The sequence below is a fragment of the Methylophilus aquaticus genome (assembly GCF_030769565.1).
In the GTDB taxonomy this organism is placed as follows: domain Bacteria; phylum Pseudomonadota; class Gammaproteobacteria; order Burkholderiales; family Methylophilaceae; genus Methylophilus; species Methylophilus aquaticus.
The window spans coordinates 104,413-123,617 of record NZ_JAVCAP010000021.1 but is presented as its reverse complement, the minus strand read 5'-3'; the positions used below and the strand labels follow the sequence as shown (position 1 = coordinate 123,617).

Below are 19,205 nucleotides of genomic sequence, written 5' to 3'. Positions count from 1 at the left end.
AAATGACATTGCATTTTACAGACCAACGCAAAACTGAAAGCTTTGATGTCGTCCTTGGAAAAGAACTGGAAGGCATGGCACATTTACGCGGGCATACACGCCGTGATAACTTGGTGGGACTCGCATTTTCGGGTGGCGGCATACGCAGTGCCACACTCAACCTGGGTATTCTGCAAGGGCTTGCCAGAAAAGGCTTGCTGGACAAATTTGACTATTTATCTACAGTGTCCGGTGGGGGCTACATTGGCGCATGGTTTTCAAGCCTGATCAAACATAATAACCATATCAACACCGTTCAGGCTGAACTGATCGCCTCTACGCTGCCCCACTCTGCTGAAACCCGAAAACTAACCGCCGCTGAAAAAGCGATCCAGTGGTTACGAAGTTACAGCAATTACCTAACGCCAAAAACCGGACTGTTTACAGCTGACACACTAGCAGCCATCGCCCAATGGATGACCAACACCCTGCTTAACCAAGTATTACTAGCCGGTTTACTGGTGAGCCTGATGATGGCGGTCATTTTTGTGAGTCACTCTGAAATACACAGCACTCTGACACCCGCATTCAGCCTGAATGTGGAAATGCTTGTCAATCTGCTTGAAAATGCCTGGCAAACGCCTTTCGGAAAAACCGGTGCAGCACTCATCCTAATCAGCCTCACGGCTTCGTTCTATTTATGTCGCCAGCCATGTCTAAGTCCTGCACATGCGACTTACCCCATCCTCGCATTTTTATGCGGAGTGTGTGGCATAGCGTCCCTATTCTGGCCCATGCCCAGCCAAAGCTGGCAACACATCATCCTCAGCTACCCAGCGTCGTCACAACCAGCGTTGGTCACACCTAATCTATGGATTGGGGTAGGCGTGCCAGTGAGTTCTTTGCTCATTTCAACCTCGCTAATAGCGCTGATGGGGATCAGTGGCCGTCTGATTAATGTCACCACACGAGAATGGTGGCACCGCATAGGCGGCATTAACATCGGCTTTTGCACACTCTGGCTGGCACTATTCGGTTTCGCACTGTATCTGCCTTACTGGATAGATCACTGGCTGCGCATGCTGGACACTTCTGAAAAAAGTCTGGTCGGCATCGCTTCATGGCTGTTTGCATTTCTGACTTCAAGGCTGGGGAAAAGCGAAACGACTGGTAATGAGGCACCCAACAGCACCAAAGGCCGCTTGATCAGACTCTTGCCTTACATGGTTATCACGCTGATTTTACTGGTTTCTGGCTACCTCAGTTACAGCCTTTACCTGTCACCACACCGGGCATTATGGTTTGCGACAGCACTCCTCATCGTTGTGATTGGTAGTTGGCGTATCGACATTAATGTATTTTCATTGCATAACTTTTATCGCAACCGTCTGACACGCTGTTTTTTAGGCGCCACCAATCTATCGCGCAAACCCAACAATTTTACCGGCTTTGACAGCCATGATGATCTTGCCATGTCTGCACTGCGCGGCCAGCGCCCAACGCATATCGTGAATACTGCGCTCAATATTAGTGATGGCTCACAACTGGCCTGGCAAGAACGTAAAGCGGCCTCATTTATGTTTAGCCCTTATTACTGTGGATTCAAATTACCTGAGAGCGAAATCTGGTATGACACGCATCACTATACAGGTGAAGGTGGTCCGGCACTGGGCAGTCTGATTGCCACAAGTGGTGCGGCAGCCAGTCCTAACATGGGTTACCATACCAATCCTGTTATGGGATTCATCATGACCATCTTTAATGCACGGTTAGGACGCTGGTTTGGTAATCCGCTGCATGAAAATTACTTTAACCGCCTGCTGCTCGGTTTGGGAAAAACACGCAGACTTAAAAATCCGCCCGAACGCAAATCGCCATTCTGGAACCTGTTTTATCTGGTCAAAGAACTGATCACCAATACCGGCCTGAGCTCAGGTTACTTGTACTTGTCTGATGGTGGTCACTTTGAAAACCTGGGGATTTATGAATTGGTACGCCGGCGCTGCAAACTGATTGTGGCGGTGGATGGTGGCGCAGACGGGGAATATGAATTTGAGGATCTGGGTAATGCGATTCGTAAATGCAAGGTCGACTTCGGCATTACCATTACCATCAACATCGATGCGTTATTGCCAAGTAAGGACTGCAAGTATGGCGCCTTTAAATGTGGCAGCAGGCATTTCGCCATTGGGCGCATTGATTATCTGGGAGATGGCAATCCTGACCATATGGGCTATCTGGTTTATATCAAAAGTTCGCTGACTGGCGACGAGCCGGCAGACTTGATCAACTTCAAATTACAAGAACCCAGCTTCCCGCATCACAACACGGTCGATCAGTTTTTTAATGAATCTCAATTTGAAAGTTACCGGCGTCTGGGAGAACACATCGTACAGCATCTCAACCTGGCTACCGATATTGCGAACAAATCTGCATTTGAGAAAATACAGCAGTTGATGCCGGGGTTGATTAGCATGCAAGCGGGTACGCAATCACCGGATCATTAACACGTTATCTGCCCTATCACACGGAATTACTCGACATGTCATCTGCCAATATTGCACTGGGGCCATTACTCGGACTCGAAGGTGAAGCCGCTGGCAATACCTGCTACAGCATCTGCTTTTTATCTGAAGACAAAGTAGCTTCGGCATTGCTTGAATGCAGTATGTCAGGCCATACACAGCAAGTGCCATTTAAACTGCTCAGCCAGCTCAACCGTGGAAAATTCTGGCGTGCAGAAATCATATTGCCACCCAGCACTCATGATCAAACATGTACCTACCGAATTTTGATCGACCAGCAAACGGCAAGTTATATTGCAGACCGCACACATAACATCTCCAGCTGGACATTTTTCTATCCGGCAAGCAATAGCCAAATACAATTGGCGTTTGCGTCGTGCAATGGCTTTTCATCAGACAAGGTACGCGCACAACATCCGGCACCGACGGATTTCATGTGGCAACGCATGTGGCAGGAACATCACAAGCGCATGGAGGAATTGCCCTATAGCGAAGTCATGAATGCCCCCTATGCCGCCCTACTACTAGGGGGAGACCAGATATATGCGGACAGCATTTTCAATCTGAAGCAGCCGTTGTATGCTTGGTCCAAAAAGCCGTTAGCCGCGCAGAAAGCTGCAACGGTTTCAAATACGCTCAAACAAAAAATAGATACTTTTTATCTTGAAACCTACCTCAGAAGCTGGACCGAATCTACACCCCTGCGCGCATGCCTAGCCAGCATTCCAAACGTGATGATGTGGGATGACCATGACATTGTTGATGGCTGGGGCTCACAGCCCTGTCAACTGGAAAGCTGCCCAACCTATCAGGCATTGTTTCAAAGTGCACAAAAATACTTCACCCTGTTTCAGCTCAGGGGACTGTCCAATCGTGCGCTACAAGAAGCAACACCATCTCCTGCACATTTTGGCATGACCTTACGCTTCAGGGACTATGCTTTACTGGTAATGGATAATCGCAGCCAACGCAGCCTGATCAATATCATGGGCAGTGGCAAACAGGCATTTGTACAAGCGCTGGCTACGCTGGCAACTGACTGGAAATCTGGGCAAAAAATGTTGGTGCTCAGTGGCGTGCCTTTTTTATACCGCCACTTTTCAGAAAGTGACACCAACATCAAGCTCAGTATTCAGTTTGACGCTTATGATGATATGGCCGATCACTGGCGGTTTAGTACGCACTATGATGAAATGTGCAGCATTTTGCACCACCTGCTGGCATTCCAGACCCGCCTGCAACCAACCACGCCAGTCAGTATCTTCATTATTTCGGGCGATGTACATGTTGCTGGGAGCGGAACTTTCAGGGAGAAATTTGGCACAGGGTCCATTACCCAGCTGATTTCTTCAGGCATTGTCCACCCGCCCCCTGTCAATGCCGAACAATCGATTATTCGACTGGCCTCTAGTGTTCACCAGCCAGACATAGACTTGGGTGGCGGCAAAGTTCTGGCTGCAACGGTACGCACAGATGCCGCACAAAATACTTTTTTATTTCATCGTAACTACGCATGCATGCACGAAAGCAGTGATCGTAAAGTCTGGGTAAACTGGCATTATGAAACCATCACGTTTGCCAACCCCAACGCACTGACAGAGCGTACGCCCGCATGGGCGCCGCCCAAGCTGGGCTATCAGGTACTGAGCTTACCCTATTGATAGCCAGACACACCCTGCGCTACTTGCCCTTGCGGGAGGAGGCGTAAGCCGCATTCTTCATCTGGTTAAAGCCTTTGGGTAGCGCTTTGGGTACAAAACGGCTGCCATCAGATTGCACAATCTTGGGCAATACTGCGGGCTGATAGGCAGGAACCAAATGCTTTTTGCCATTGCCGATCAAGTCTGCACGGCCCATTTTCTTCAAGGCCTCTCGTAACATCGGCCAATTGGCGGGATCATGGTAGCGAATAAAGGCCTTGTGCAGTTTACGTACACCGGCGGCTTTGGGGATAGGCACGGCGTCTGAGTCTGGCGTGACTTTACGCAGCGGATTTTTGCCACTGTGATACATGGCCGTAGCCATCGCCATCGGAGTCGGCGTAAACGTTTGCACCTGGTCCAGCCTGAAATCATTTTTCTTCAGCCATAAGGCCAAGTTGAGCATATCTTCATCCGTCGTGCCAGGATGAGCCGCAATAAAGTAAGGGATCAGGTATTGTTTTTTTCCTGCCTCAGCGCTGAACTTTTCAAACATGCGTTTGAACTCGTCGTAGGCGCCCATGCCCGGCTTCATCATTTTGCTGAGCACATTATCTTCAGAGTGCTCTGGTGCAATTTTAAGGTAACCGCCGACATGATGCTGTACAAGCTCTTTCACGTATTCGGGCGATTTCACTGCGAGGTCATAGCGCAAGCCAGAGCCGATCAGGATTTTTTTAACGCCTTTGATATTGCGTGCCTTACGATAAAGCTGAATCAGGGACGAATGATCCGTATTGAGATTCTCGCATACATCTGGATACACACAGGACAACTTGCGGCAATTGGTTTCTATGCTTTCCGATTTGCAGGCCAGACGGTACATATTGGCCGTGGGGCCACCCAAGTCTGAAATCACCCCAGTAAACCCATCGACTTTGTCACGGATGTCTTCAATTTCACGCAGGATGGACTCTTCGGAACGGCTTTGAATAATGCGGCCCTCATGCTCGGTAATCGAACAGAAGGTACAGCCGCCAAAGCAGCCGCGCATGATGTTGACTGAAAAACGTATCATCTCCCACGCTGGAATTTTGGCGTTGCCATACGCCGGATGCGGCTTGCGTGCATAGGGCAGATCGTAGACGTAATCCATCTCTTTGGTCGTCAACGGAATCGGTGGCGGATTAAGCCAGACTTCGCGGTCGGCATGACGCTGCACCAGTGCGCGTGCATTGCCAGGGTTTGCCTCGAGGTGCAACACACGTGAAGCATGCGCATACATGACCGGGTCGCTCGCGACTTCTTCATAAGAAGGCATGCGGATGACCTGACGGTCACGCGGTACTTTGGCAACCTTGAGTGGCAGCGGCAAGCTGATCGTCGGGGCCGCGGGATCTGTGGTGGCATCATCGGTGGCACAACTGGCATCCCCTTTGCCCATCTTCATCTCGTATGGGTCCACATGCTTGTCGACTGTCCCGGGACGGTCCAGGCGGGTGGAGGCCACCTCGACAAACGCTTCAGGTACCTTTTTCAAGACAAAGGCTGTGCCACGGATATCCCGAATCTCGCTCAATACTTCTCCTCGCGCCAGACGGTGCGAGAGTTCAATGATGGCTCGCTCGGCATTCCCATACAGCAGAATATCGGCTTTGGAATCAATCAGGATAGAACGGCGCACTTTGTCCGACCAATAGTCGTAGTGCGCAATCCGACGCAAACTGGCCTCAATACTGCCAATGACCAGCGGCACATCCGCATAGGCCTCACGGCAGCGTTGCGAGTAAACCAGCACGGCACGGTCTGGCCTGCGGTTCGCGGCGGCATCCGGGGTGTATGCATCATCGGAGCGGATTTTACGGTCTGCCGTGTAGCGGTTGACCATGCTATCCATATTGCCGGCAGTGATGCCAAAGTACAAATTGGGTTTACCGAGCACTTTAAAGGGCTCGGCCGTTTGCCAGTCAGGCTGCGCAATAATACCCACGCGGAAGCCCTGTGCTTCCAGCAGCCTGCCAATCAGTGCAATCCCAAAGCTCGGGTGGTCTACATAAGCATCACCGCTCACCAGAATGATATCGCAACTATCCCAGCCCAAGGCATCCATTTCTGCCCGGCTCATGGGCAGCATTGACGCAGTGCCAAAGCGTTTTGCCCAATAGGGGCGATAGCTTTGAACCGGTTTAGCTAAGAGAGAGGTGTAGGTTTCCACGCGAATGACCAACGATGCTTAAGGATTGCGCATTTTACGCGTTAATCAATTGATTTGAAATAAGTTTTCCATCAAAGCATCGTTTTTTACTTTAGCGGACTGTCGCAGCGAGCCTGTACTGCTCTCCACATTTCACTCTCGCGAATACAAGCCATTTCTAAAGATTTGTTATAAAACATACTGATATCATCACAAATCTATTAAAAATCCTTATCGCAACAGCGATATATTGCAGCATTCATTAAAGCAAGGTATAACATTTGCTGACTATTTTTGACTGCTAGAAACGCTTGTTAACACACATTACGCTGCCTCCAAGCATGGTATGGCATTGCAATGCATCAGTGCCGCAGCCAAAACACCACGCTTGTCAGGTCGGGGGAATCATGCCTGCATGCGTAGATAAAACATAACTAGAATGACATTGCGGATTATGAAACATTACACGCTGCTCAAGAAAATGCTCTTACCATTGGTCGCACTAGGAATGGTGATTGGTCTGTTGTCTTTTGCTTATACCTTTAATCAGCACCTCCAGAACATTGAAACCAAAGCCCGTGAAGAAACTTCCAAGATTTCCAATCTGCTAACCACGGCCAGAACGCTGGTTGGGGAACATGTGCTGTCGAGCATGGCTCTGCTCAAACAATACTCATCTTCGCAAGGGTATCCAACCATAAAGGGCACCACCCGAATTGTTGATAAGGACATACCCAACCTGTTTTTTGGCCAAACACCACAAACAGCTGATAACCGACTAATTAACTTTGTCACCCAAATCGGCAATGGCACAGCCACCATTTTTGTCAAACATGGAAAACAATTTATCCGGGTTGCGACCAATGTTAAAAAGGCCGATGGCAGCAACGCATTTGGCACCGAACTAGACCCAAAAGGCAAAGCCATCAAAAATCTGTTGGATGGTCGCACTTTTTATGGTGTTGTCGACATTCTTGGCGAATCCTATCTCTCGCGTTATGAGCCTATGTACGATGCGCAAGGAAAGCTCATTGGCGCATGGTACGTGGGCTACAAACTGGATGTGAATGCCCTTGATCAGGCGATCAGACAATGGGGCTTTCTGGAAAAAGGATTTGTCGCCGTCACAGACCACCATGACCAGATTCGTTTTTTGACACAAGGGATTCGCCTGGCCACGGCTGAAAACGCCTTAAAATCCAATCATGGCTGGAAAATAGTCACTCAAAACGTCCCCGAGTGGGATTTTCAAATCAATATTTTGTATCCGTCCAGCGAAGCTTACTGGTCTGGTTTGGGTGCGCTATCGCCCCTGATTATTATTTTGCTCATTGTCAGTTTTGTCGTCCTGCTGGCCATCTACAGCGGCCTGCGCCGTTTTGTACTCAATCCAATCGGTGGTGAACCTGATACGGCAAAGCAACTGTTGATGCGTATAGAGCGCGGCGATTTCACCGAAGATGACACGCAGGCAGAACCCGATACGCTGATTGCGAACATGCTCAAAATGCGTCAACGCCTGCGCGAAATGGTGTCTGAAATTCAGGGAAACGCCAATCGTTTGAAAGTCTCAGCCAGCGTCTTTGAGCATGCACACGATGCCATTTTCATCACTGATGCGCAAGGGAATATTGTGCAATGCAACCCCTCCTTTAGTGTAATCACCGGCTATGTACAGCCTGAGTGCATAGGTCAATCACCGCAGGCACTGGGGCTGGCTTGCCACACGCAGGATTTTTTCAAGCCATTTTTCAGCCATCCCTCAGCACGCCTGGAATGGAAAGGCGAGGTCTGGAATCGCCACAGCAATGGCTTTGACTATCTGGCTGAAATGGAATTATCCCCAGTGATGAATCAGGCAGGTGAATTTCAGCATTATGTCGGACTGTTTTCAGACATCACGCGTGCCAAAGAGCAACAGAATATGCTGGAACATATGGCCTATCACGATGCACTGACACAGCTACCTAACCGTGTGCTCTTTTCAAGCCGCTTGCAACAGGCGCTGATACAAGCCGAACAACAACAATCTCTGGTAGCCATTTGCTATATTGACCTTGATGAATTCAAAATTGTGAATGACCAGCATGGGCATGAGTATGGTGACAAGCTGCTGGTCATGCTATCTCAACGCATTTGCACAATGCTTAAGGAAAACGATACGCTGGCGCGTATTGGTGGTGATGAGTTTGCATTGCTACTATGCGGATATCGTAGTCATAATGAGTACACACGCCTCCTCAAAAAGTTACTGGCTGCCATCGAGAAGCCCTTTATGGTCAACACGCTGAAGTTTTCCATTTCAGCCAGTATCGGCTATACGCTGTTTCCGACAGACCGCCACCCACCAGACACGCTACTGCGTCATGCTGACCATGCCATGTATCACGCCAAAACCCAAGGTGGCCATCAATATCACATGTTTGATCTGGCATCCGCACAACAATCCCAGCAACAACAGGCATTATTTAAAGACTTGCTCAACGCCATTCAGCAAAATCAGCTCAGATTGGTTTATCAACCACAGATTTGTGTGAAATCAGGAAAAGTCTTCTGTTTTGAAGCGCTGTTGCGCTGGCAACATCCGACAAGAGGCCTGTTGAACCCACATGATTTCCTTTCGATTATTGAACACACCAGCTTGATTATTGACGTGGGTAACTGGGTCATCGAGGAAAGCCTGCGCCAACTTGCCGAGTGGCAGATGCAAGGACTGGAAACACAAGTTTCGGTAAATATCGCAGCGCATCACCTAATGCAAAAAAACTTTGCCCGGCAGTTGGCTAAATTTTTCAAACGATACCCCGCAATCTCTCCACAACATCTGCATCTGGAAATCACTGAAAGTGCAGCCATTAGCGATTTTGCACGCGTTAACCGCGTCATTCAGCAATGCCACGCAATGGGTGTTTCTTTTTCAATTGATGACTTTGGCTCGGGATATTCATCATTGATTTATCTGCGTCGCCTGCCCGTGGATATTATTAAAATTGACCAGTCTTTTGTTCACAACATGCTCACTAACCAAGAAGACATGGCCGTAGTCAGGAGTGTGATTACCTTATGCCGAGAGTTTGATCGCAAAGTGGTAGCAGAAGGGGTAGAAAAAGCCGAACAGGCCCGCATTCTGCGTGAACTGGGCTGTGATTTTGCACAAGGCTATGGGATATCGCGTGGTTTATCCAGCCACAAGGTTGTAGAATGGATGCAGAAAAACAATCCCTATACCTTTGATTAAGCGCATGCAAGAAAGCTACTACCCATTGCCCGGCGGCGATGTTCTGATTCTGGGCAGGTACACGCATTTTCCGCCTTTGCAAAATGCGCTGACAGAACCTAATGGCCTGCTTGCCATTGGCGGCGACCTGACTGCATCACGCCTGCTGAGCGCATACCGACATGGCATTTTTCCATGGTTCAGCCCCGGCGAACCAGTGCTATGGTGGAGCCCTGATCCGCGCATGGTGCTATTCCCTCAACATATAGTCATCGGTCGCTCATTACGAAAAACTATACAGCAACAGCGCTTTGAACTCAGGATAAATACGGCCTTTGAACAGGTGATCCATGCCTGTGCACACACCCTCAGGCAGGGTCAACCCGGCACCTGGATTGTGCCGGAAATGATCGCCGCCTATACACAGTTACATACCATGGGCTACGCGCACAGCGTAGAAGCCTGGCAAGACAATACGCTGGTTGGCGGCTGTTATGGTGTCAAAATCGGCCGGATGTTTTATGGTGAAAGTATGTTTCACCATGTGAGTAATGCCTCAAAAGTAGCCTTTGCGCATATGGTGGAATGGCTGCAAGCGCAACAAGTCGGTATGATAGATTGTCAGATGCATACACCTCTGCTTGCCAGCTTTGGCGCATACGAGATTCCACGAGAACATTTTATTGAACGCCTGACCTGCTTGACACAAGATGACGCTACCGAATGATGCCCAGCTGCATAAACTGCAGTTTTATGTGACCACCGCCTACGCCTGTGGCTACCTGCCCAAAAAGCTGGCGCAAAGCCTGATTGCCACCCCGCAAAACCTGGTGGATGCAAAAGTGTATAGCGGGTTGATTCAGCAAGGCTTCAGGCGCAGTGGCAAATTCGCCTATCGGCCGCACTGTGAACTGTGCAATGCCTGCATCTCGGTACGTCTGCCAGTCAGTCAATTCAGTCCAAGCCGCAGTCAGCAGCGCGCGTTTAAAAAGCATGCCCATTTAACAACCAGTATTGTCGAGGTTGGCTACCATGAAGAGCACTTCGCCCTGTATCACGCCTACCAGCACCAGCGCCATAGCGATGGTCCCGACCATCTGGGTGAACTTGAAGATGAAATTTCGCAATATCGCCAGTTTCTGTGCCAGAGCAATGTTGAAAGCATGATGGTCGAATTTAGAGGCCCGCAAGGGTCACTCAAAATGGTGAGTGTGATTGATGTGGTCGCCGATGGTTTGTCTGCGGTATATACCTTCTACGATACGCAAGATAAAGCCAGCTATGGCACAGCCAGCATTATGTGGCAGATTGAATGGGCCAGACAGCTCGGCCTGCCTTATGTGTACTTGGGCTACTGGATCGCAGACAGCCATAAAATGGCTTATAAACAGCAATTCCAGCCACAGGAAAAGTTGGTGGATGGAGAGTGGGTGGCTATTTAATGTGATGCAATGGCGTTGATGCATAGACAAACCATACTTCTCATCCGCACCCGACTTTAACATGACCCACACGCCGCAATCTCTCGCCAGGCAGTTCTGCCTGGGTGTGTATGTGAACGAGGTCAGTCCGCCCTTGTGGCACCAGACCTTCGAGTATCTGGCTGGCGCAGTTGAAGCGGCGGCTTTTCAGCCACAAAAAATTCAGGCGCTGTGGACAATCTATGGGGGCGACTTACGCGCCAGAGTACGCAACGACCGTTTGCTGCTCAAGGTGCTTAAAAAAGCATTGCCCGGCCATGATGGGCATGGCGTGACTTTGTACCGTGGAGAAAGCTGGTTCCTGTTCGACCAGCATCAGATCGGCTTTTGCTGGTCAACTTCAGAAGAGGTGGCAACCAGATACGCCAAAGGACTCAATGCCGTTGAATCAGGTGGTGTATTATTAAAATGTCTTGCCCCGCCGGAAGCGATTCTGGCTGCGCCACAGGGCACAGGCCTGACAACGCCCCATGCAGATGTGTATATTTGCGATCCGACCAAGTTACTCAGACTAACCACACTCGCCCTGTTTCCAAAGTTATAAGGGCGCCTCTAATCATTCAAATTTCTAAGCCAGACGAGGCGCGATGTAAAAATTCAACCACATAGCGGATATGTAAGGATAAATTTTTCATGAGCAACGAAGTATCTCAACGAAAGTGATTACAGGTACCCATCGGGCGACGGAAAAAACTGAAAAGGAACGGCAGGCGCTAGAGATAGTGACCGAGGCATGCATGCGCTTACCGTCTTTGCGGGCATTATTTATCCCCCGCTTACTTACCCCACTGACCGTAACCTTTAAACTGCGCCTGCACTTCTTCCATCTGCTGTGTATTCAGCACCTTCACCTCGCCCAGCTGCAGCAAGCGCCAATACTGTTCACACAGATTTTCCACTTCTATCGCAATGGCCAGCGCCTGACTGAGGTCTTTACCTACAGCAATCATGCCATGATGCGCAAGCAAACAAGCTTGTCGATTTTGCAAGGCGGTCAGGGCCTCCACCGAGAGTGCCTGCGTTCCAAACAAGGCATAGGGTGCGCAGCGTATACTATCGCCTCCGACAGTGGCGATCATGTAGTGAAATGCAGGCACATCCCGGCCCAGACAGGCAATCGTGGTTGCAAACATGCTGTGGGTGTGCACCACAGCATGTATTTCAGGCCTGGCCAGTAAAATATCCCGGTGAAAGCACCACTCGCTGGATGGCTTTTTGCCTGGCTCGGCATTGCCATCCCACTGCACGTAGACCATGCTGTTTTCTGTCAGCGCCTCCACCGGAACCCCGGAAGGCGTGACCAGAAACCCGTCGTCCAAACGAACACTGGCATTGCCAGAGGTGCCTTTGTTTAATCCGAGCTGTATCATCTGACGGGCAGTCAGCAGCAATTGTGCAGCAGGTGTAGGGGTCATGATTTTGCTTCCAATGTGAGCAGATCAGCCGGAGAGAAGATGCCTAGCTCGGTAATGATCCCAGTAACCCATTTGGCAGGCGTCACATCAAATGCCGGGTTGAGCGCCTGACTTTCTTTGGGGATGACGCGTACACGTTGCAAGCGGCCATCTATGCCCTGTCCTTGCATGTAAGCCACTTCATCAGCATCACGCATTTCAATTTCAATATCTGCCCCACGCACCATCTGCCAGTCTATGGTTGGGGTCGGCACCGCAGCATAAAACGGAATTTGATTATCAGCCGCTGCCAAAGCCTTGAGATATGTGCCAATTTTATTGCACACATCGCCTTGACGCGTGACGCGATCCGCCCCGACAATCACCATATCAACCTGCCCATTTTGCATCAGGTAGCCACCAGCATTATCAGCTATCACAGTATGCGGCACGCCATGCTGGGCGAGTTCCCAAGCAGTTAAACTCGCGCCCTGATTACGAGGACGGGTTTCATCTACCCATACATGGATATGCAAACCGGCATCAAATGCGGCGTATACAGGGGCAAGCGCCGTTCCGCCATCGACAGTGGCCAGCCAACCAGCATTACAATGGGTCAGAATATTGACGACCTGCGCAGGATTCACCGTAACCGCATGCGCAATCAGGGCTTTGCCATATTGACCAATCGCATGATTTTGCGTGACATCTTCATCCGCAATAGATTGCGCAACCTCCCATGCCAGTATGGCGCGTTGCGCCTGCGGCACCACGAGCAACTGTGCCAGCATGCGTTGTATGGCCCATCTCAAATTGACGGCGGTTGGCCGGGTAGCAATCAGTGCATCAGCCACCGCATGTAACACATCATCATCAGCTACCGCCTGAATACCTAACACCAGGCCATAAGCAGCAGCGGCCCCAATCAATGGCGCCCCCCTGACTTGCATAGTGCGAATAGCATGACACATTTCCACATACGTTTCGATGCGTACCACCTGAAATGCAAATGGCAAAAGCGTTTGATCTATGATGCAAACTGTTTGCTGCTCACGCCAAATCGTACGGTAATGCTGGTCTCGAATTTTCATATTGACTTAAACGATATAGTTTGTTTTTTTAATTTCAAAAAAATGTGTAAAAACGCTTGCTTTTTTTGTAGGACAAACTCCGTCTTTTTCCATCCACAAAATCTGTGGATAACTTTGTGGATTGCTGTGTCTTAAAAGCGTAACTTACCAATTTATAAGGGTTTTTTCTAAAAGTTCATTTTTTAATCTATTTTTTTACTTAATAAAATCAATGGGTTACACATGTCCACTATAATTGAAACACTTTCGGCACATTGTTAAAGTGTCACTTTAAGTCATGTGCATAAATGCGCTATTTTTGGCAAAACCTGCAAAGAATTTTTGCCTGTAATTTCAATGATTTGCGAAATTTCAATGCGGCGAATTGAGGACATTTCTTCAGCTATCTTTTTCAATTGATCGGGACTGTTTCGGCCTTGATGTCCAAGCCAAACAGGGGGAATATCCGGAGCATCCGTTTCCAAAACCAGACTTTCCAGCCCGATTTCGGCAGCCAGTTGCCTGATTTTTAAAGCGCGCGGCCAAGTCATCGCCCCACCAAAACCGAGTTTAAACCCTAAATCACAAAAAATACCGGCCTGTTGTAAACTTCCGTTAAAGGCATGCGCAATGCCGCCACGCAATTGATGTTTGCGCAAATATTTAAGAATGCTGTCGATAGCACCGCGCACATGCAAAATCACTGGTACGTCAAACTGTTTTGCAATCTGTAACTGTCCCTCAAATAACACGAGCTGTTTGGCTTCATGCTCCCGGCTCAGGTAAAAATCCAGCCCAATTTCGCCAATCGCTAACAACTGATGGGCTTGTGGCCCAGCCAACACAGCCTTGATGGTTTGCTCCAACTGGAGCAATGCATCTTCAGGGGCTTGTTCGATATACATGGGATGCCATCCGAGTGCAAACCCGGCCTGCGGGTGTTGTGCACACCACTGCATAATAGGTTGAAAAGTTTCGGCGGTAACTGCGGGAATCACGACTGCCCGGACACCAGCCTGCAAAGCGGCTTGCCAGACCATTTCGCGGTCTGCATCAAACTCCGTAGCATCAAGATGGCAATGGGTGTCAATCAGCATATTGGCTACGTTTTCAAGCGGGCGCTTACACGGATATCCTGCCCAAATTGACGGATATCTGTCACATTCAAATCACGCACATCTGCCATTTGCGTAAGCGCTGGTAAAGCAAACATGCCAAGTGCAGCACTTCCCATCAGTTTGGGGGCGAAATATAGCAATAACTCATCGATCAAGCCGGTTTGCAAGAAAGCACCATTGAGTGTCGCGCCGGCTTCAACCAGCACTTCGTTACACGGCAAGTCAGCCAGTGCCTGTATAAGCGCAGATAGATCCACTTGACCTTGCTGGTTGGGTGCGTGTAAGGTGCGCACCCCCATCTGCTGCAAGCTTTCAAGTTTTGTTATATCAGGCTCGGCATACGCTACCAGCGCATTCCCTCCTGCCAACACTTTGGCATCAAGCGGGATACGCAAACGGCTATCCACAATCACGCGTAATGGCTGTCTGGGCGTATGGACTTCTCTGACGGTCAAAGAAGCATTGTCTTGCAAAATACTGCCAACCCCAGTGACGATGGCGCAACTCTGTGCGCGCCAGTGGTGCACATCCTTTCGCGCGTCCGCTGAGGTGATCCATTGGCTGACGCCGTTGGACAGGGCGGTACGTCCATCCAGACTGGCAGCCACTTTCAGTCGCACATAAGGGCGCTGAAGCGTCATGCGCCGGATAAACCCGGGGTTGAGCGCCAGAGCCTGCGCTTCGCACACCCCTACAGTCACTGCAATGCCCTGCGCTTGCAGACGCGCAATGCCTTGACCCGCCACTAGAGGGTTAGGGTCTTGCATGGCCACCACCACTCGGCTGATGCCGGCACGCACCAGCGCATCTGCACACGGCGGGGTACGTCCAAAATGGCTGCAAGGTTCCAGCGTCACATAGGCAGTGGCGCCCTTCGCCTGCACACCGGCGGCGCGCAAGGCATGCACTTCGGCATGTGGCTCGCCCGCTTTCAGGTGCGCACCTTCACCCACGCATTGCCCATTTTTAATAATCACGCAGCCCACCCGCGGATTCGGTGTCGTGGTATAGAGTCCCTGCGCGGCTACCCGCAACGCGCGGGTCATCCATTCAATATCGTGTGTGCTTGCTTGCATAGAGTGTCATGATACAAAAAAACCCGCGCTTACGGTTTTTTTGTGCGGATTCCTTTGTGCCGGCCCTGCCGGTTCATCGTGCATACCAAGCCATGGCGCTTTTACGCCTAACTTTTTTAGCGCAAAAACAGCGCTTTTGTCTCGTCAAATGCAGAATACAGCGGCTTTTTCCAGTTTTTTTACCGCTAACGTGCGCGCGTGAGAACGCTACACTAAGGCATGATTTATATTGCCGATCCCACCCCATGGCTGGCCATGTATGCACACCCCTTGCATACACGTGTCATTCCTCCTGCAGCTGACTTGCAAAACTTCTTGTCCGAATATGGCGCGTCACAGAACTTACAATCGTCAATCACCGTTGAATGTGACCAGTCCTTGCAGGCCCTGCTTGCACAGGCACTCGCAACCCTGCCTGACAGCCTGCTTAATACCCTCAACAAATCTGTACTGGGCATATTCTTTGCACGTGGCATTGGGGCTTCTGGCCTGACAGACATGGTGGCACTGGGCGATGGCAGCCACAATATCGGCTTTGTCATTGTGCTGGATAGCGAGGCATTTCAGCAGCCGTCTGCCAACGCCTGGGCCAGCTGGAAAGAAAACTCGGCATTTAGCCCTGTCTCCAATATCCAGATTGAAGTCAGAATTGCGGAAGATGTGCAAGACCAGCGTGTACAGGCACTCAGATTTTTGTTATTGCACGAGTTCGGCCACGTGCTGGCGACCATGACGGACCTGTGTCCTGCTGACTGGTCATTTCCACTACCCAAGCTGGCAGGGCACTTCGCCACACTCTGCTGGCAAACTGATCATGGCATGCGCATTCGTCCTGAACAGGATTTCCCCCACCATGAAAAAGTTGCTTTTTACAGCCAGCCGCACCTGTCTGCAACCCAGGGATTGGACCTTTACCGGGATCTGGCACGCACCGCATTTCCAACCCTGTATGCCAGTATGAATGTGCAAGAAGACTTTGCCGAAAGTTTTGCTACTTTTGTACACACGCAAGTCCTTGGTCAACCTTACTGCGTGAGTATGCGCATAGATGGCAAAACCGTGTTTACCAGTGAAGACTTCTGGTCTTCTGCACGCGCGGCAGAGAAACGCGCCTATATGCAACATTTGCTCGAACATCTCGAACATGCGGACGCCAACCACCACTTTCAGGGCCTGGCGCCGTTTTTGCGTATGAGTCTGAGCGGTGCAGATCTGCGCGCACATACCCAGTCTTTGCTGGTTCAAGCCAATCAGGATCAGGACAATGCGGTGTTGTGGATGAATCTGTCCACAGGATTTTTATGCCTGAAAATGCGTGACATGGGCCTCGCAATTCAAGCGCAGGCACTGGGCTTGCAACGTCTGTTCTGTCGCGCTGCGAACTGCCAGCCACCACGCGCTCGTTTGCTCATGATCATGACGCCTGGCGACCTGTCAGAGAACACGCCCATTGATTGTCTGCTGGAAAACAGTCCGGTCGAATTACTTTATTACTATGCAACGGTTGAAGAGCCATTGCCCTCGCCCATGCCCGACCATGATGCGGTGATGGTGGCATTATCCGACAGCCAGACCAACCGTGCATTATTGTTAGCGGTCCAGGCTGGCCTGGCCAGCCATAAGCAGCCCGTGATTAATCCAGCGCATTTGCTGCCCAATGTGAACCGTGACCAGTTAAGTGAACTCTTGCAGGGCATCACAGGCCTGGATATGCCACGGACGCATAAATTGACCCGCAGCCAAGTGGTCACACGTTTAAGCATGCAAGCCCAGGCAGACCCGAACGACCCACACACCCTGCCCGGCTTCCCCCTGATTATCCGTCCGGTAGGCTCACAAGCCGGTAACGACCTGGCCAGAATCACGCAGGCAGCCGAACTGGCAGACTATTTAAAGCAGGTTGAAAATACAGCATTCTTTGTATCCCGCTTTGTCGATTACAGTAGCCTGGACGGCCAGTTCCGCAAATATCGCATTGCCATGCTGCGCGGCCAGCCGTTTATCTGCCACATGGCGATTTCAAGCGACTGGATGGTGCATTACGTCAATGCAGGCATGTATGACGCTGCCGAGAAACGTGCGGAAGAAGATCAGTTCATGCAAAATTTTTCAGTATTTGCCGCCCGCCATCAAGCGGCACTGGCCGCCATCTACCAGCGCTTGCAGCTCGACTATTTATGCATAGACTGCGCAGAAACCAGAGACGGCAAATTACTGGTATTTGAGATCGACCACATTATGGCAGTACACGCCATGGATTCGCCCCACCTGTTCCCGTTTAAAGCCGGTCAAATTGCCAAATTACAGCGCGCCTTTGAACAATATTTATATGCATTGCAGCTGCAACCTTTACTGGAGAGCGCATGATGAAACTGAATGCCAATCAACTGAATTTTTCCGGCGGTCCGGGCGCATTGCCTGAAACCGTATTGCAACAGCTGCACACTGCCATGCTGTGTGTGCCAGAAGTCGGCTTGTCAATTTTGGGCATCAGTCACCGCTCGGAATGGTTTGCGCAAGTGGTGCACGAACTGGAAGACAATATTCGCCAACTCATGGGCTTACCCGCGACAACCAGGGTGCTGATGATGCAAGGGGGCGCCACACAGCAGTTTTCAATGTTGCCGATGAATCTGCTGCGAAACGGACAATCTGCTGATTATATCCACAGCGGTTACTGGAGTGGCAAAGCCATTCATGAAGCTGAGAAATCTGGCAAACTGCAATTGGCATGGAGCGGCAAAGCGGACCAGTTTGGCCGTTTGCCCACTGATGCCGAGTTACAGCTATCGACAGACGCTGCATATTTTCACTACATCTCCAATGAAACGGTAGAGGGCTTGCAGTTTCATCGGGTGCCTGGCCGCGAAGATGTACCACGCATCTGTGATATGTCGTCCGACCTGTTATCAGCGCCGGGTGAATTCAACCGCTATGCCATGATTTATGCGCATGCCCAGAAAAACATTGGTCCGGCAGGTGTGACACTGGTCATTTTGCGCGATGACTTTATGCATAGCCTGCCCAGCGATTTGCCAGGCTTTATTAACTACCATGCGCAGGCCGATGCACACTCAATCTACAACACACCACCCGTGTTTGCCATTTACAGCGTGCTGCTGGTCACACGCTGGCTGCGTGACGAGATCGGTGGCTTGCACACTATCGCCGTGCGCAATCAGGCCAAGGCAGACTGCTTGTATCAGGTGCTGGACGACCACGCAGACTTTTACCGTGGCCGGGCAGCCGTGGCGGATCGATCAAAAATGAATGTGGTATTTAATTTGCCCAGTACAGAAATTGAACAGGCATTTCTGCAACAGGCACGGGAAGCCGGGTTTTCCGGATTGAATGGCCACCGTAGCATTGGCGGCATTCGCGCTTCAATTTATAACGGTCTGGAATTCGCTGCCACTGAGCAGCTGGCAGCATTTATGCAGGTATTTCGCAAAAGTTACCAGCCAGCCCAAAAGAAAAGTGCCGGGCGATCTCCAGCCTATGCCTGAATACA

At 50.3% G+C, this 19,205-nt stretch carries 13 protein-coding genes; 8 read left to right on the top strand and 5 right to left on the bottom strand.

Going from position 1 to position 19,205, the window contains the following annotated elements:
* Positions 1 to 2 precede the first annotated feature (2 nt).
* Together Q9291_RS10550 and Q9291_RS10545 are read left to right on the top strand one after the other, a co-directional pair.
* On the top strand, positions 3 to 2,486 hold the full coding sequence (locus tag Q9291_RS10550) for a patatin-like phospholipase family protein (protein ID WP_306390010.1): 2,484 nt from the start codon (positions 3 to 5) through the stop codon (positions 2,484 to 2,486).
* Positions 2,487 to 2,521: 35 nt separating this feature from the next.
* A complete protein-coding gene (locus tag Q9291_RS10545) occupies positions 2,522 to 4,165 on the top strand; it encodes an alkaline phosphatase D family protein (protein ID WP_306390009.1) in 1,644 nt (547 codons plus the stop codon).
* Between the two features lie 19 nt (positions 4,166 to 4,184).
* Here the strand turns inward: Q9291_RS10545 and Q9291_RS10540 are convergent, their stop codons facing one another.
* The gene (locus Q9291_RS10540; protein WP_306390008.1) at positions 4,185 to 6,359 is read right to left on the bottom strand and encodes a YgiQ family radical SAM protein; all 2,175 of its coding nucleotides are present in this window, start codon (positions 6,357 to 6,359) and stop codon (positions 4,185 to 4,187) included.
* A gap of 433 nt (positions 6,360 to 6,792) precedes the next feature.
* On the opposite strand from Q9291_RS10540, the gene Q9291_RS10535 reads away from it, so the two are divergent.
* From Q9291_RS10535 to Q9291_RS10520, 4 genes are all read left to right on the top strand, one after another.
* A complete protein-coding gene (locus tag Q9291_RS10535; protein WP_306390007.1) occupies positions 6,793 to 9,576 on the top strand; it encodes a bifunctional diguanylate cyclase/phosphodiesterase in 2,784 nt (927 codons plus the stop codon).
* Positions 9,577 to 9,580: 4 nt separating this feature from the next.
* Positions 9,581 to 10,282, top strand: coding sequence for a leucyl/phenylalanyl-tRNA--protein transferase (gene aat, locus Q9291_RS10530; protein WP_306390006.1), 702 nt, complete (start codon positions 9,581 to 9,583; stop codon positions 10,280 to 10,282).
* Positions 10,266 to 10,997: an arginyltransferase gene (locus tag Q9291_RS10525; protein WP_306390005.1), complete on the top strand. Its 732-nt coding sequence runs from the start codon at positions 10,266 to 10,268 to the stop codon at positions 10,995 to 10,997. The genes aat and Q9291_RS10525 overlap by 17 nt, the downstream gene beginning before the upstream one ends.
* A 61-nt stretch (positions 10,998 to 11,058) precedes the next feature.
* Positions 11,059 to 11,580 (top strand): hypothetical protein, encoded by a 522-nt coding sequence (locus Q9291_RS10520; RefSeq protein WP_306390004.1) that lies wholly within the window; start codon positions 11,059 to 11,061, stop codon positions 11,578 to 11,580.
* 232 nt (positions 11,581 to 11,812) lie between these two features.
* Here Q9291_RS10520 and Q9291_RS10515 read toward each other — a convergent pair whose 3' ends face one another.
* From Q9291_RS10515 to ribD, 4 genes are all read right to left on the bottom strand, one after another.
* Positions 11,813 to 12,451, bottom strand: coding sequence for a class II aldolase/adducin family protein (locus Q9291_RS10515; protein ID WP_306390003.1), 639 nt, complete (start codon positions 12,449 to 12,451; stop codon positions 11,813 to 11,815).
* Positions 12,448 to 13,521 (bottom strand): S-methyl-5-thioribose-1-phosphate isomerase, encoded by a 1,074-nt coding sequence (mtnA, locus tag Q9291_RS10510; RefSeq protein ID WP_306390002.1) that lies wholly within the window; start codon positions 13,519 to 13,521, stop codon positions 12,448 to 12,450. The genes Q9291_RS10515 and mtnA overlap by 4 nt, the downstream gene beginning before the upstream one ends.
* Before the next feature lie 275 nt (positions 13,522 to 13,796).
* A complete protein-coding gene (locus Q9291_RS10505) occupies positions 13,797 to 14,597 on the bottom strand; it encodes a TatD family hydrolase (RefSeq protein ID WP_306390001.1) in 801 nt (266 codons plus the stop codon).
* 5 nt (positions 14,598 to 14,602) lie between these two features.
* Positions 14,603 to 15,694: a bifunctional diaminohydroxyphosphoribosylaminopyrimidine deaminase/5-amino-6-(5-phosphoribosylamino)uracil reductase RibD gene (ribD, locus tag Q9291_RS10500; protein WP_306390000.1), complete on the bottom strand. Its 1,092-nt coding sequence runs from the start codon at positions 15,692 to 15,694 to the stop codon at positions 14,603 to 14,605.
* Positions 15,695 to 15,913: 219 nt separating this feature from the next.
* Here ribD and Q9291_RS10495 point away from each other — a divergent pair, with 219 nt between their 5' ends.
* Positions 15,914 to 18,061, top strand: coding sequence for an ATP-grasp domain-containing protein (locus Q9291_RS10495; protein ID WP_306389999.1), 2,148 nt, complete (start codon positions 15,914 to 15,916; stop codon positions 18,059 to 18,061).
* Positions 18,058 to 19,200 carry a phosphoserine transaminase gene (locus Q9291_RS10490; RefSeq protein WP_306389998.1) on the top strand — a complete coding sequence of 381 codons (1,143 nt, stop codon included), beginning with the start codon at positions 18,058 to 18,060 and terminating at the stop codon, positions 19,198 to 19,200. Before Q9291_RS10495 ends, Q9291_RS10490 begins: the two co-directional genes overlap by 4 nt.
* Positions 19,201 to 19,205: the final 5 nt, after the last annotated feature.